Consider the following 15621-nt stretch of genomic DNA (forward strand, 5'->3'; position numbering starts at 1 on the left):
CGCCCACGCGGGCGCAGGGTGCGCTCACTTTTCAGCCTCCGCTTCGGGGCGGCCTCGGAATGGGTCACGCCCCCCATGCTCGGCGTCAGTCCTCCGCCACCGTCGCCGGAAGCTGCCACTCGACCGGGTCGCGCCCCGCCTTTTGCAGCAGTTCGTTGGTTCTGGAAAAGGGCCGGGTGCCGAAGAAGTACTGCTCGCTCAGCGGCGAGGGATGGCCCGACTCGAGCACCACATGGTTTTTGCCGGTGACCAGCTTCTTTTTCTTGCGGGCGTAGCTGCCCCACAGAATAAAGACGACCCGTTCCTCCTTGGCGTTGACCGCCCGGATGACCGCGTCGGTGAAGTGTTCCCAGCCTTTTCCCTGGTGGCTGTTCGCCTGCCCTGCCCGCACGGTCAGCACCGCGTTGAGCAGCAGCACGCCCTGTTCGGCCCAGGAGCGCAGGGAGCCGTGCTTGGGCGCCACGAAGCCGGGAACGTCCTCGGTGAGTTCCTTGTAGATGTTGCGCAGGCTCGGCGGCACCCGCACGCCGGGGCGCACGCTGAAACTCAGCCCGTGCGCCTGCCCGGGGCCGTGGTAGGGGTCCTGGCCCAGAATCAGCACCTTGACGTCGCCCAGCGGGGTGTAGCGCAGGGCATTGAACACGTCGGGGGCCGGGGGATAGATGGTGTGTTCCTTGCGCTCCTGGCGCAGAAAGTCGGTGAGTTCGTGAAAGTAGGGCGCCGAAAACTCGGAGAGCAGCGCCGCCTGCCAGTCGGCGGGCAGGTTGCCGGGAATGATGGGCTTAGGCGCTTCGGGCGCGAGGCCGAACAGGTCGGGTTGGTCGGTCATGGATGCACTCCTTCGCCGGGCAGTCTGCCGCTTCGGGGAGGGCGATGCTTGCGGCAGGCCTTTCGCTTTTCGTTCGGCTCGCAGGGCCGCTTTCTTGCGGCTGCCGTGCTTGAGGTACAGCCGCCGGGCCTCCTGCTCGAACGCTTGCGTCGCCCGGACCGCGAAGATTCGCTCCCGCGCCCGGCGCATCTCGCGTTCGGCGTCCACCACGGGGGGCGGGTAGTTCAGCCGTCCGGCCCCGCTCCATTCCCAGGGGGCGTGGAGAAAGTCGCCAGGCACGTCGGCGAGTTCGGGCACCCAGCGCCGGATGAACTCGCCCTGCGGGTCCTGCTCGCGCGCCTGCCGGGTGGGGTTGTAGATGCGGACACGGTTGATGCCGACGGTGCTGCTCTGCATCTGCATCTGCGACCAGTGGATGCCGGGTTCGTTGTCGAGCCACTGCCGCGCCAGGTGCAGGCCCGGCTGCCGCCAGTGCAGCCACAGCAACTGACTGGCAAACGACACCACCAGCGCCCGCATCCGGAAATTGAGCCAGCCGGTCGCTTCCAGCGAGCGCAGGCAGGCGTCCACCAGCGGATAGCCCGTCTGCCCGGCCCGCCAGCGGTCGAAGTGCTCCGCGTTCCAGCCCGGCTCGCCCACGTCGGGCCGCAGACCGTCGAAAGCCGGGTTGAGGTTCCTGAACTCCATTTCCGGCTCGGATTCCAGGCGCTGTATGAAGTGGCAGTGCCAGTGCAGCCGCGACTCGTAGGAGCGCAGCGAACGCACCCAGCGCTCGTCGGCGGCGGGGTCGCCCCTGACCGCCGCGAGCCGCTGCCGGGTGCGCTGAAGCACGTCGCGCAGCGAAACCGTCCCGAAGGCCAGCGGCGCCGAGAGCCGCGAGCAGCTTTCTCCGGCGGTCAGGGGACTGCTCATCTCGCGCATGTAGTTCACGCCGCGCACCGTGAGAAACGAGTCCAGGGTGGCCTGCGCCTCGCGTTCCCCCCCTGCCGGGATGACCTTGGAACTGAGCGGCACCCCGAGTTCGCCGTGTCCCAGGACACCCAGCGAAGGGAGCCTCACTCCGTCCAGGGCCGTCGGCACCGGGAGCAGTGAGGCCGACATGCGCTCTTCCCAGAGGTCGTTCCACGAGTCCTGGCCGCCGTGTCCCCGGCTTTTCAGGCGGCGAACGACCCCGTTTTGCGGGACTTCAGCGAAGCGCACCCCCCGCGAGCGTGCCCAGGCATGGACCCGCAGGTCACGCCGAAAGCTGACCATGTTGCCGGTTTCCTCGTGCGCCCACAGGCCCGCGATGTCCACCTCGCGGCTGAGCTGCTCCAGCACCCCGGTGACCTCGCCGCGCCGGATGACCAGCGGCGCCCCCAGCCCGGCCAGTCCTTCCCCCAGTTCGCGCAGACAGGCGTTGAGGTAGCTCAGGTGGTGCCCGTCGAATTCCTCGTGCTCCAGCTGCTCCGGCTCGTAGACGTACAGCGGCAGCACCGGCCCGCGCCGCGCCGCTTCGTGCAGGGGAGCATGGTCGCGCAGCCGCAAGTCCTTCTTGAACCAGACCACTTGAACAGACACGCAGCTATTCTGTCATACGGATTCCGATTGAATCTGGTAGTTTCAGATTCAATCCGACTTGCAAAGCTGCGCAGCAGAGCGGATGCGAGTAGGAAAAAATACGGATTCTGCAATATGGATGCACAGGCGGCGCTTTCCCGACTGTGCAGGAATTAAGCGGAATCCGTATCAGATACCAAAGAGCTGCGCCTCACTTCTTCAAGACATGAAAAAAGACCACCCGCGAAACAGGTGGTCTGAGCTTTGGAGGCGGTCTCAGCGAATGGTCGTGCGGAAGCAGACCTGATACTGCTGGCCGGGTTCCAGACGCGACGGAATGCTGTTGACGAGCACGCGGCCACCGCTGAGGGTAGCGGGGTCGCCGTCGGCGGCGGCGCTCAGCAGGCGCACCCCGTTCGGCCCCGTGTAGCGCACGTCCTGACCCGACAGGCCGTAGCCGCCGAGCTGGAAGATGGTGTTGGTCGGCACCACGTCACTGAAGCGCAGGTTGGTCGCCACGCCGCTCCCCACGTTGCTGGTCGTGATGCAGTACTCCAGCACGTCGCCGGGCTTGCCGCTGCCGGTGGTCCCCACCGGACCGCCCGCCGTGATGTTCTGCACGGTCTTGACGGCATTGAGCTTGACCGGACGGTTGACCGGCACCTCCACCGGATTGCTGGGAATCGGTTTGGAGGGCGTGCCTCCGTCGGTGTAGGTCACCACGGCCTGGTTCACGACCTTGCTGTCGGACTTGGTGAACGGGTCGTCCACGCGCACACGGAACGTGACGACCGCTTCCTGGTCGAGCGTGCCGGGCGTGGTGTCCACCCGCAGCACCTGGTTGGTGCAGGCCCCAGAACTCAGGCTGCAAACGCCGAGCGGCTGCGCGAACGGGTAGGTGGACCCGGCGAGGTTGATTTCTCTGCCCTGGTACACGGTGCTGGTCGCGCCGTTGATGCGGGCGCTGTCCGCCACGTAGGTCACGCCCTGCGGCAGCGGGTCGGTGAAGGACACGCCACCGGCAGGCAGCTCGCCCGCGTTACGCACGACGATGGTGAATTCCAGCACGTCGCCCGGCTGCACCACAGGCGTGCTCATGTCGCCGCCCACCTTCTTGGCGCTCTTGGTGACCTCGATACGCGGGGTGTAGTCGGGGTAGTAACAGCTCGCGAGGTCGGTCGAGCCGATGTTGCGGCTGCCCACCGAGGTCAGGGAGATGTTGGTCAGGTCGAGGGTGGCGAGTTCGCCCGCCGAGTTCGCGGCATAGACCGCACCCGGCAGGGCGGCGAGGCCGTTGTACTGCACGGACTGCGAGGCGCTGGTCAGGTTGCCCAGGTACTCGGCCTTGAGGGTGCGCGGGTCCACGAACCACAGGCTGACGTTGCCCCCGGTCTGTGCGCTGAGCAGGTAGAGCTTGCCGTCGGCGGTGGCGAAGAAATCACCGTTGTCGTAAAACCCGGGGCCGCTGTTGCCCGAAGGCGTCAACTTGCCCAGCGACTGAACACGACCATCCGCCGTGAAGCTCCAGAGGTTGCCGCCCACGTCCATCGCGTAGCCGACGCCGCTGCGGGTCATCGCCATGCGGACGATGCGGCCTTCCACCCCACTGAAGGAGCTGAGCTGCGTCCAGCGGGCCGTCGCCGCGTTGTAGCTCCACAGGGCAGCGGGGCCTCCGCTGTAGGCGTCGGTCGACACGTAGAAGGTCTGCCCGTCGGGCGACACCGCCAGCGCCGCCGAAGTCAGGGCGGTGCCATAGCTTCCCCCCACCGTCGGCAGCGTCGCCACCCGCGTCCCGACTGCGTTGGTCCGGGGGTCAATCACGTTGATGGTGCGGCCATTGCGCGACCCCGTGCTGGGAATCATCAGGCCGTACAGGGTGGTGCACTGGGTGGGCACCGGCACGTTGGGGTCGGTGGGGGGGGCGGTGACCGGCGTGGTGGTCTGGGCGCACTGGTTGGCGGGGTTGGTCGTGCCCGGCACGCAGGTGGCCGGGTCGGGGATGGGGTCGGGGTCGCCGCTGCCGCCCACCGCCGCGCGGTTGACGACATTGCCCACCGCCGCGCTGCCCACCTTGACGGGAATGGTCAGGGTCAGCGTCTTGGTGGCGACCACGGGCTGCGAGGTGGTGCAGGTCACGACCTGCCCGCTGGTGGTGCAACTCCAGTTCGGCGCCGACGTGAAGCTGGAGCTGACCGGCGTGATGCCGCTGGGCAGCAGGTCGCGCACCGTGACGGTACCCTGCGTGTCGAAGTTGGAGTTGTTGCCGACCGTCAGCGTGTACTGGGCGCCGCTCTGTCCGACCGTCCAGGGGCCGTTGCTGCTTTTCGCCAGCGTCAGCGTGGTGTCGCGCGGCAAAAAGGTGTCGAAGGTGCAGATGTAGACGCTGTCTTTGTTGTTGACCGGGTTGGTGTCGATAAAGCCCGCAGGCAGAGCAATCTGGGCCGTGTTCGTGAGCTGCGCGTCCACCGCCGCGACCTTGGCGCTGTAGGTGATGCGGAGTTCGCTGTTGGCACCCAGTTTGGGAATGGTGAAGTTGGGCAGGCCCGTGCCGGACGGTGCCGGACACTGGGCGTCGCCCTTGACCACCGTGCAGCTCCAGGTCAGCCCCTCCAGGCCCGGCTCGGCCACGTCGGTCAGCGTGGCGCCGCTGACGGCCACCGAGCCGTTGTTGACGACCTGAAGCGAGTAACGCACAGTGTCGCCCACATAGAACTTGCTGATGCGGGGGTCACGGCTGTTGCTGAGGTCAACGTCCTTGAACACCGCGAGGTCCGTGTAGGACGCTGCGCCCGCTTCTCCCAGGGCCGTCAGGCTGCCCAGCGCCGCGGACAGCACCAGCAGGGACCGGAGCAGAGAGCGGCCCTTGCGCTGGCCTGGCCTGGAAAGATCCGACCCAGAGATTTCTGGTCGAGAGAAGTGCTCACTCATTTAGTTTCCCTCCGTCGGGGCGGTCGTGGGGGCCAGAATCGGCGCGGCCACAGCGTTGGGCGCCGCATCCGGGATGCCGGGTTTGGGGGTAGCCAGCTCCCAGAAACCGCTTTGCCCCTTCAAGTTGAGGTTGACCGGGGGGGTCTGCCGTCCCTGCGGCGCGGCGGGTTCGGTCTGCGGGACCGTGGGAGCGGTCTGGGGCAGGGTGGGCTGCGGCGCGGCGGGGCTGTCCTGCGGCAGCGGCTCGGGCTGCGCGGGCAGACCAGCGCCCCCGTACTGCGCATCATCGAGCATCAGGTCGAGGCGCACATAGGCCCCCTGGCGGGTGTAGAGGTTGGAGTTGATGCCGCTGAAGCCCAGCGGGTTGTACCCCAGCGTGACCCAGGTGCCGGGCAGGGCGCGCACGCTGCCCTCGACGCCGAAGCTGTACGCCTGGTACCCGGTGGCGGGCTGAAGCAGGGCGCGTCCGGCGAGACCCAGGCCCAGGCGGTCGGTGACGTAATAGGTGCCGCTGGCCGAAACCTGATAGGTCGCGCTCTCGGGCTGCTTGAGCAGCATGCGGCCCGCGATGCCGCCGCGCAGGGCGTAGCGGGGCATGTGGTATTCGAGGTTCGCTTCCCCGATGACTTCGGGTTTCTGCGCGGCCAGGGCGCCGTCCTTGTAGCGCAGGTAAGCCAGGCCCTGCCACTGGCTGGCCCGCAGCGCCGCACTCAGGGCGACGTTGGTGCCGGCATCGGTGGGCTGCGGCCCCCTCACGTGGGTCGCGTCGGCGCTCAGGGTCAGGCGGTCGTTGAGCGAGTAGCTCGCTCCGCCCTTGAGGGCCACGCGGAAGCCGTCCTTCTTGTGGGCCACGTCGCTGCCGAGGGTGGCGACCAGTTGCTCGTCTTTGTAGCGCACGCTCGCGCCCGCGTTCCAGCCGTCGTCGTCGCCCGCCAGATCGAGCAGGTAGCCTGCGTTGAGGCCCAGCGAAACCTTCTCGCCCAGCGGCAGGGCGGTATCCACCCCGAAGCGGGCGCGGTTGCCCCAGCCACCGGCGCCGGGCAGGTCGTAGTTGACCGCCACGTTGGTCATGCCGAAGCGCGAGTTCAGGCCGATGGAGCCGCGGCTGCCTTCGCCCCAGCGCACTTCGTCGCGGGCGGTCAGGGTCACGTTCTCGGCCACAGGCGCGGTGGCGGTCAGGGTGGTGGTCGGGGTCAGTTCGCCGCTGATGGGCTGGGCATGTTCGACCTTGACCACGTAGCCGCCCTGGCTGTAACCGGCGCTTCCCACCAGACCGACGCCGCGCTGGTCACCGAAGCCGGCCCGCACGCCCAGCCCCACGCTGAAGGGCTTGAAGTCGTAGGTGGCACGGACATCGGCGTAGCCGCCGTTGCGGTCGCCTTCGGGCTTCCCGTCGGTGTCGATGTCCTTGCGGTAGTAGCCCGCCACCCCCACACCCAGACGCTCGGTGAGCTTGTACTGGGCACGGGCGTCGGCGGCGATGACGTCCTCGACCTGGTTGAGTCCCTGGTAGCCGGGGTCCTGGTAACGCACGCTGGCGCGGGCTTCGAGGCGCTCGGTCTTGACGTCGGCAGTGCCGTTGACCAGCAGGCCGCCGCTGTGGGCCGCCAGCAGGTCGGCGCGGCTGATGCCGTCGGCGTAGCGGGCGCGCACACCCACACTGGTCACGCCGTCGAGTTGCACGGCGGCGGCGCCCAGGGTCAGGCGATCGTCCATCAGGCGCGAACTGGCCTGCACGCCCCAGGCGATCTGGCGCTGGGCCATCGCGTCGTCGAGGCGGTAGCGCACGCGCACCACCTGCGGGTTGCCCTCCACATCGGTCAGGCCCACGGCCTTCTGGAAGTAGACGACGCCGCTGGCATAGTCCACGGTGTACTCGCGCAGGCGCTGGAGCGTGGTGATGCGCTCGGCCCCCGTGCGGGCGTCCACCGAAACCAGTTCGATCACTTCGCTGTCGGCCAGCAGTCCGGCTTTCCCCAGGCTCAGGACGCGGGTGCCGTTGGCCGGGAACTCGGCGCGCACCTCGTCCTTGGGCAGCGCGGCCACGAAGCCCGAAACCTGCGGGTTGGTGCGGGTAAAGCCGCTGAGCGCCGTCGGGTTGATGCCAAGGTTGAACACGTCCACCGGCAGCGCCGACTGGCGGTACTGCACGTTGAAATCGGGGTGCTCGTAACGGAAAGCCACCGGGTCGATGCCCTGGAGGGGAATGTCGTGGGTGCTGGAATCGCCGTAGTTGGGGTAACGCTCCAGCGGGTTGGCGGTGGTGGGCAGTCCGGCCTGACGGTCCTGCGCGAACTTGATCTGGCCGTCCTTGTCCGGCTCGGCGTTCAGGGCGCCGGCGCCCGCCACGTACAGCTTGCCTTCACCGATGGGGGTTTCCAGATACCCGGCGGCCCGCACCTCGCCCGCCACGCCGCCACCGCCAAGCAGCGCTCCGGCGCTGACCGTGCCGATGCCCACGCGGGTCTTGCTCGGAATCGCCTCAAAGCTGCGGCTGACCGGCGTGTCGCCCACCAGCACCTTCACGTCGAACCGGGTGGGGGTGTTGAGCGGCTGCATTTCCAGCACGCCCTCGCCGTCCTTGAGGTTGATCTGGTAGCTGCCCACCAGCGGCTGCGCGTCGCGGCGCTCGGGTTCGAGCGAGGTCTGCACCGTCACCGAGGTGCCGTTGGCGATTCCGGCAGCGTCGAGCAGCTTGATCTTGACCTTGATGGGGGTCACGCCGTCGGCCACGAGTTGCAGCGGGGTCAGTTCGGCGCTGACCGGCGTGCCCGCCAGGTAGACCTTGACCTGCTGCCCACCGTAGGAAATGACGTTCTCGCCGGGCTTGAGCAGTTGCCCGAAATACTCGCGGCGCAGCGTGCCCTTGCCGGGGTCGGTGACTTTCTTGCCCAGCGTCGCGGCGTCCACCGCCACGCCGTTGACCGTCGGCACGGCCTCGTCGTCCACCGTGCCCTGCACCGCCACGGTCACGCGGTCGCGGTCGCGGTAGACAGTGCCGTCCAGGGGCAGCCTGACGGCGCCGGGGTTTTCCTCGCTCTCCGCCGCGCTGCTGATCTTGCGCAGGCTGCCGAGGTCGTCGAGGTTGCCGTCACCGACCAGCACTTCCAGGTTGTTCTTGGCGTATTTGCCGACCAGGGTGGGGCTGGCGAGGGCGCCCAGCGCTCCTTCGTGCGTCACCTTGTAGGTCAGCACGCCGCGCGGCGCACCCGGAGTGGTCCAGTACAGTTTGCCGCTGGGACCGGTTTCGGGGTCGGCCACACCCTTGCCGTTCAGGGTGCTGCTGCCCGGCACGTACACCGCGTCCTGCGGCGGCTCGTGCGCGATGACGATCTGGGTGGCCGCCTTGGGCGAGTCGAAGGGAATGCGCACCGTGCTTTCGCGCTGCACCGCCACGACGGTCTTGGCGGGGGGCGGCGGGGGCGGGGTGACGCTGAGCGTACCTGCCACCGTCTGCTGGCTGTCGCAGGCGCTGCTCAGGGTGGCCTGAAGGTCGCTCTGGCCTGCCGCTTCACCCCGGACGCGGGCGCGGTAGCTCAGGGTCTTTTCTTCACCTGGGGCGAGTTCGCCGCTGAAGGTCGCGGGGTCCAGAGCTTCCAGACGCTCGCCGGGGTTGTCGGTGAGCTGGTAGGGCGCGGACACGGCGCTGGTGTTTTTCAGGGTCAGCGTGACCGTCACGGTGTCGCCCGGCTGGGCGGCGGCGAGGTCGGCGCGGCGCAGCTCGATCTGGGTGGCCGTCGGCAGCACGCGCACGCCGAGGTCCTGGGTCTTGTTCCAGGGCAGCAGGGTCGCGGTGACTTGGCGCTCTCCAGCCGCGCTCGCCTCCGCTTTGGCCTCGAAGACCAGCTCGCCGGGGTTGTTCGCGTCCACCTTGGCGGTGACCGTGGTTTCGCCGGCAGCGGTAAAGCCCCCGGGCAGCTTGACCTGCATCGTCGCGGGCAGCGTCTGGCGCTCGAACTCGGTGGTGGCGCGGGCGGTGAATTTCACCACGTCGCCCACGCACACCTCGGGCTTGTCGGCGCTGAAGCTCAGGGCCACGTCGGGGCGGACCTGCACCTTGACGGTCTTGGTCTGTTCCTTCTCGACCGTGACCGCCGACTGGTCCACCGTGACCTCGGCCCCCTTGATGGGGGCAGCGGTGACGGGGTACTCCTGCGCGGGCAGGGTAAACGGACCCGCCGCCCCCTGCACTTCGTAGCTCTGCTCCCCGACCTGCACGGTGGCCTGGGTGGGCAGCGTTTCGTCCGGCAGCACCAGTTCGGCCACCAGTTGCAGCTTGCCGGTGGTGTCGGCGTTGACGACCGTGATCGGGGCACCGGTGAGCTGGAAGCCCACCGTGTTGGAGTACTGGAACGTGTCCTTGGGCTGGCGCAGGAACACGGTGTAGTTGCCCTTGGCTTCAGGCACCTGAATGTCGTCCCACTCGAGCTGGCCGCTGACCTTGATCGGGTAGACGTTGCCCTGCGCGTCACGCAGCTCGGCCTCAAGTTCCTGGGGACCGTCGCCGTCGTACAGCTTGACGGTCAGGGGACCGCCAGGGTTGTAGACGTTGAGCGCAGGCACCCAGTCGTTGCTGCGAACCGTGACGTTGAGGTGATCGGCCTGCACCGCCGCGCTGATCGAGTTCAGGCGGAAGGCGAAGGTGTTTTTGCCGTTGCCCTCGGTGCGGACCTTGAGGGTATAGGTTCCGGCGGGCAGGTCCTCGTTGATGAAGGTCTGCCAGTCCTGCGCTCCGGCGCCGTAGTCGAACTCCTTGACGACCTCGCCGCTGGCGTTGGTCAAGATGAAGGTGCTGGACACCGGCTCTTTGGGCTTGGCGGCCGAGTAGTTCTCGTCGCCGAAGTAATCGGGGCTGCGGTAGTCCTGGGGGTCGAACTGCGCTCCGTACACGTCGAGCTGCACGCGAGAGGAGACGCCCACGACCAGTTTCAGGTCCTGGTCCCCGACGGTCCACATCAGCTTGTTGCCGACCGAGGTCAGGGGCAGGGAGGTGGCGATTTCCTGCGCGGTCGCCGCGCCCAGCAGCGCCGCCGTCAGGGTGGTAATGGCGCGTTTCACTCTCAGTACCTCCAGCTTGCCGTCGGGTCGGTGACGGCGGCCTTGGAATCACCCTGCCAGCGGAAGCGGTAGGTCACCGCACGTTCTCCACTGGGAAGGGGATCGAAATTGAGTACGTTCTCGCCGTCCACGAGCTGTGCGCCCGCAGGAAGCGGATCGGTCAGGGTAAAACCGGGCAGCGGCTGCCCGTTGCCCAGGATGAGCTGCACGCGGTAGACGCCCGCATCGGCGGTGGTAAAGACCTGCTTCTGGACCTGCATGGTCTTCTGTGCGCCCTCGGGGCCGCCGGTGATGCGCAGCGTGGTGTCACGAATCACGGCGATGTCACCGCCGTCGGGGGCCAGCGGGAAGTCCACGCTGGTCAGGCCGCGCACGTACACCTGACGGCTGCCGGGGCGACCACTGTCCTGCGGCACCTGCAGGGCGGGCAGCGCCACCGAGTTGGGATCGAGGCGCAGGCCCCAGGTCTGCTCGCGCACGTTGCGGAAGTGGTAGCGGCCCTCGTTGTCGGTCAGGGCGATGCGGCCGTTGGCGAGAATCACGCGGGCTTTCGGACAGGGGAGGTCGAACAGGTAGTCGTACACCCCGTTGCGGTTGCGGTCCAGGAAGACGTAACCCACCACGTCGGCGTTGTTGACCCCGAAGCTCAGCGGCTCGACCCGGTTGATGACCTGGGACGGCCGCGAGTTGGTCTCGCGCTCACTGGCGATGGCGCGGCCGATGGCGTTGTTGCGCAGTTGCGTCCCGGCATCAGGCGTCACGATGGCACGGAAGCTGACCTGGGCACTCGCGCCCGGCGCCACCTCGGGAATCGTCCACACGTAGGTGCGGTCACGGACGACAGGCTGAATCGGCACGAACTCGCCCGACAGCCCGGCGCGGTAGCCGCTGCTTCCGGGGACGTAGTTCAGACCGGCGGGCAGGGTGTCCTGAATCTCGACATTCTTGAGCGGCACCACCGTGCTCTTGTTGGTGACGGTGAAGATGTAGGTGATCGCCTCACCGAAGACCACCGTGGTGGGGTTGCTGGTTTTCGAGAGTTCGAAATTGCTGGGGTTGAACACCGTGTTGGTGGCGGGGGGCGACACCAGCGGGGTGGGCAGCTCCCGGCTGGTCAGGGTGTAGATGTTGTGGATCACGGTTCCGTCGGTCGCCGTCTCGGGCACCCGCACCGTCAGGCGCAGCGTCACGGTCTGTCCCGGCTGCACGGTCCCCAGACGCCACACGACTTCCCCGTTTTCCAGCACTCCACCCTGATCGGCCCGCACAAACTCGAGGGCGCCGATGCTGGTGGCCTGAGAAGACAGGGGCCGACCGGTCGTGGTCACACTGCCTGTAGCGGTAGACGCCACCTTGCTCCCCGGCTGGCTGACCGTCTGCCCTGCGGCGCCGGGACGCGAAATGGCCGTCGGCTGAATCACGGGTGCGGGGGTACCGGGCGGGTAAAGCACGCCCAGGGGGTCGCGCACGACCACGTCGATCAGCGGCACCGGAAGGGTGTTGGTGAAGGACAGGGTGTAGGTCAGCTCGTCACCAGGGCCGACCAGGGCATTCTGGCCCCGGTCACTCGTCTTGGTCAGGCCGATGGTGTTGGGGTAGACGGTGGTGATCTGGTCCACCGTGCGGTTTTCGGCGGCGCCCTGCGAGCTGCGGCTGACCAGCACGGCCTCGAAGGTGGTCTGCTCGGGCGACGGGTAGGTGTAGCACGCCTGGAAGTCGGCGGTCTGCTGCGGATCCAGGGTCACCACGAACTCACCGTTCAGGGGGGTTCCTGCCGCGTCGCGCAGTCGCACCGAAGCGCCCTCACTGAGCCTGGCGACCCCGGTGGTGATGGTGTCGGGCAGGTCGCCCAGGTTCTGCACGGTGTGGGTAAAGCACACTTCCTGGCCGCCCACGACGCTGTCGCGCACCTGGCGGTCGTCGGGACTCATTTCGCCGCCCGGCAGAGCGCGGGGGTTGCCCTGCGGTCCCAGAGCGATTTCTGCCACCGGGCGAATCGTGACGGGCGCGGTCGCCTCTATGGTCTGAGCGCCGCTCACCAGCGTGGCGACGTTGCGCCGGGTGGTGGCCGCCACGCGCGGCGCCCGCAGTGTAAAGGTCAGTTGCAGGGTGCCACCGGCAGGCACCGAGGCGGTCCGCACACGGATGCCCGCGACCGTCCCAGGCTGCGCCGTGTTCCAGGTGCCGCCGTCGGCGGTGTATTCCAGGGCCGCCCCGGCTGCCGCGCTGCCGCCGATGCGGGCGCTGCCGCTCACGAACACGAAGTCACGCAGCTCGGGCGTGTTGAGCAGGTCGGTCAGCACCGCGGGCTGCGAGTCGCCGCCCGTGTTGGTCAGGGTGAGGTTGACCGTGGTTTCGGCACCCGGACGGACCGTGTCGGGCGTAAACGTCTTTTGCAGCGCCAGCACGGGCGGAGTGGTCAGAATCACCTGCGAGACGTTGTCGCCGTCGCGTCCGGCTCCCCCGGTGGCCCCACCGCAACTGGCGATCAGGTTCGGGAAGGCCGTGCCCCGCGACGCGCTGGTCGTCGCCACCTGCACCAGCAGATTGACGGTCTGGTCGGCACGCACCGCCACGCTGCTCAGGGGGCCTTCGCCCGCATCGACCCTGCCGTTGCCGTTGAGGTCCTGATAGACGGCGAGTTGCGGCGCAAACTCCGACCCGGCTTCGTTCACGGCGCTCAGGCCGTAGGTGTTGGTGGTGTTGCCCGCGTTGAACAGGGTGTAGCGCAGCAGGCCACTCGCACCCGGGTCCAGCGTCAGGCTCTGACCGGGCGCACTGACCGTGCCGTTGGGCAGCACGCTGGCGCTACAGATCGGGTTGACCACGGTTTCGACGGGTGGGCTGAGTACCACTTCGGGAGTGCCACCGACCGAACGGTATTCCAGGGTGGCCTGGTTGCGAATGATGGTCCCGGCAGGCGTACCTGCGGCCAGCGCGGGCGTGCCCAGCGCGAGGGTCAGGGCCAGCAACGGCCCGACAAGGTTCGGGCGAGACTCTTTCAGTCCAAGGGATTGTTGCACGGTGCCTCCCAGATCAGGAACGACTCTGCTTGCTTAAAAATAGGCTTCTCATGTTGTAGCGGAACAAAAGGTGGAAGAAGAAAGAGGCGGCGCCACCCCCGCCCGCAGGCAGGGTGCGTGCGCCGCCTCACGAGAAACCTCAGTTCACCTTGACCTGGTAGGTCACGTTGATGGACTCGCCGGGCTTGAGGAGGTCGGTCTCGGTGACACCTCCACCGTTGTTGGTGTCCACACCCGCGCACACCTTGCTGCCCGCAGCGGGCGCACTGGCGCTGGCGCTCCAAGTTTTGCCGCCATCGTTCGAGTACACGACGGTGCCGCTGGCGGTGGTGGTGGCGGTGAAGCTCACGAACGTAGTGTTGGTGGGCACGGTGTCGCACACCAGGGCCTTGGTCACGTTGGCGTTCGAGGAGTTCTTGCCGATGATGGTGTAGGTCAGCGTCTCGCCGGGGTTGGCGGTGGGCTTGTCGACCGTCTTGGTCACGGTGGGCTTGCCGCCGTTGTCGCCGACGGTGATGGTGTCGTTGGGGTCCTTGACCGACACGCCGGTGGTGGGCGACTTGGCTTCCTGGTTGAGGGTGATGGTCTGCTTGGCAGCCGCGCAGGGCACGTCGACCACAGCGATCAGCTTGACTTCTTCACCGGGCTTGATGGTGCCGGTGTTGCCGCCCTGGAGCGCGGTGTCGCCGGCGTCGAGCCTGCCGTCGCCGTTCACGTCGCGGTAGTACACCACGGGCACGATCACGGGGGTGGGGTTGACGGTGCCGTCGGGGTTGAGGACGGTCACAGGCGCGGTGCCGCTGACCACGAAGGCGTCGTCCTGGCTGCCCAGGTTGGCGATTTCCATCGGCAGGTAGGTGCGGATGGGCGCGGTGCAGGTCTCGGGGTTGCCGGGGACCAGGGGGGTGTTGGGGTTACCGGGAACGCCAGCAGGGGGCGTGCCGACGGGGGCGGGGTCACCACCGGGGGTGGGGGTGGGGTTACCGAACGACAGACCGGGCACCTTGACGTGGATGATATCGGTGGTCTTGTCACTCTTGCTCGGGTCGTTCTGGCTGGTGGTGGTGATAACCACAGCGGGCTGACCGGCGAGCTGGGTGGGGGTCACGCCAGCAGGCAGGGTCACGATCACCTGAATGTCGGCGGTCTGACCGGCGGGCACGTTCGGCACTTCGGGGTTGCCGTCGCCGTCGGCATCGGGCAGAGCGTTGCCGTTCGCGTCACGGAAGGTGATGGTGCTGCCAGCCGGGAAGGTGTTGGTCTGGGTCAGCTCGAAGGTATCCGTGCGGTTGCCGGTGTTCTGGAGCGTGTTGGTGAAGGTCACGGTGATGCCGCTCGCGGGCAGCGTGGTCACGGTGGCAATCTGGCTGTCGTTGGCGGTGGGCGAGATCGCCACGCCTTCGGGGCTGGTGTAAGCGGGGGTCACGGGGTTGCCGTTGCCGTCCGGGTCAGCCTTAGGCCCGATCACGACGCCGTCCTGACGGTTGACAGTCACGGTGTTGGAGTTGTTGGCGTCACGCGGCAGGGTGGGATCGTTGCTGAAGTTGGGGTTGTCGTTGCGGGTGCCGGTGGGATCGCCACCGAACTTGTCGGTGCTGGTCGCGGTGCAGGGCACGTCGTAGACCTGGAAGAACTGGACCGACTGGCCGATGGCCACGCCCGTGATGGTGGTGGTGGTGCCCGCGTCGATTTCGGCCTGCTCGAGCTGACCGTTGCCGTTGGTGTCCCGGTAGAACCGGACGTTCTCGGGGGTCTTGACCGCGCCGGTGGGATCAGGGGTGTTGGTCAGGGTGTAGGACTCGCCGTTGACGTTGCCGGTGTTGATCAGCGTGTAGACGAAGGTCACGTTCTTGTCGCAGGGCTTGACTTCCTTGGTCTGACCGGGCTGGGTGTAGTCAGGCTGGGTGGGGTCCGCGCTGCCGTCGTTGGGCGTAATGGTGAAGCTGGGAACCGGGTTGACCACCGTGACGACGGGGGGCGTTTCAACCGTCTCACTGGGGGGGTTGGGGTTGGCCGGGGTGGGTTCGGGCGTGAAGGTGATTTCCGCCTTGTTGATGATCTCGGTGCCGGCGGGGGTCACGGCGGTGCTGGGAGTGGTGCTGGACTGAGCACCAGCGGCACCCAGCGCGAGTGCAGCGACGACGGAGAAGAAAGAAGAGAGCTTGCGCATGTGCGACTCCTTGATACAGAGAGATGAGGATACAGAGAGATGAGAACGCGAAACCGTAGACCGACAAAAACAAC

At 67.6% G+C, this 15621-nt stretch carries 5 protein-coding genes; all 5 read right to left on the reverse strand.

Going from position 1 to position 15621, the window contains the following annotated elements:
- Nucleotides 1-85: 85 nt before the first annotated feature.
- A complete protein-coding gene (gene ung, locus G6R31_RS08580; RefSeq protein WP_081608241.1) occupies nucleotides 86-2389 on the reverse strand; it encodes a uracil-DNA glycosylase in 2304 nt (767 codons plus the stop codon).
- Nucleotides 2390-2644: 255 nt separating this feature from the next.
- Nucleotides 2645-5203, reverse strand: coding sequence for a DUF11 domain-containing protein (locus tag G6R31_RS08585; protein WP_017870295.1), 2559 nt, complete (start codon nucleotides 5201-5203; stop codon nucleotides 2645-2647).
- 93 nt (nucleotides 5204-5296) lie between these two features.
- The gene (locus G6R31_RS08590) at nucleotides 5297-10354 is read right to left on the reverse strand and encodes a YML083C domain-containing protein (protein WP_017870294.1); all 5058 of its coding nucleotides are present in this window, start codon (nucleotides 10352-10354) and stop codon (nucleotides 5297-5299) included.
- Nucleotides 10355-10356: 2 nt separating this feature from the next.
- Nucleotides 10357-13377 carry a DUF11 domain-containing protein gene (locus tag G6R31_RS08595; protein WP_029732804.1) on the reverse strand — a complete coding sequence of 1007 codons (3021 nt, stop codon included), beginning with the start codon at nucleotides 13375-13377 and terminating at the stop codon, nucleotides 10357-10359.
- Nucleotides 13378-13516: 139 nt separating this feature from the next.
- Nucleotides 13517-15547, reverse strand: coding sequence for a DUF11 domain-containing protein (locus tag G6R31_RS08600; RefSeq protein ID WP_164993976.1), 2031 nt, complete (start codon nucleotides 15545-15547; stop codon nucleotides 13517-13519).
- Nucleotides 15548-15621 lie beyond the last annotated feature (74 nt).

It is taken from the genome of Deinococcus wulumuqiensis R12, assembly GCF_011067105.1.
GTDB classification, from domain to species: Bacteria; Deinococcota; Deinococci; order Deinococcales; family Deinococcaceae; genus Deinococcus; species Deinococcus wulumuqiensis.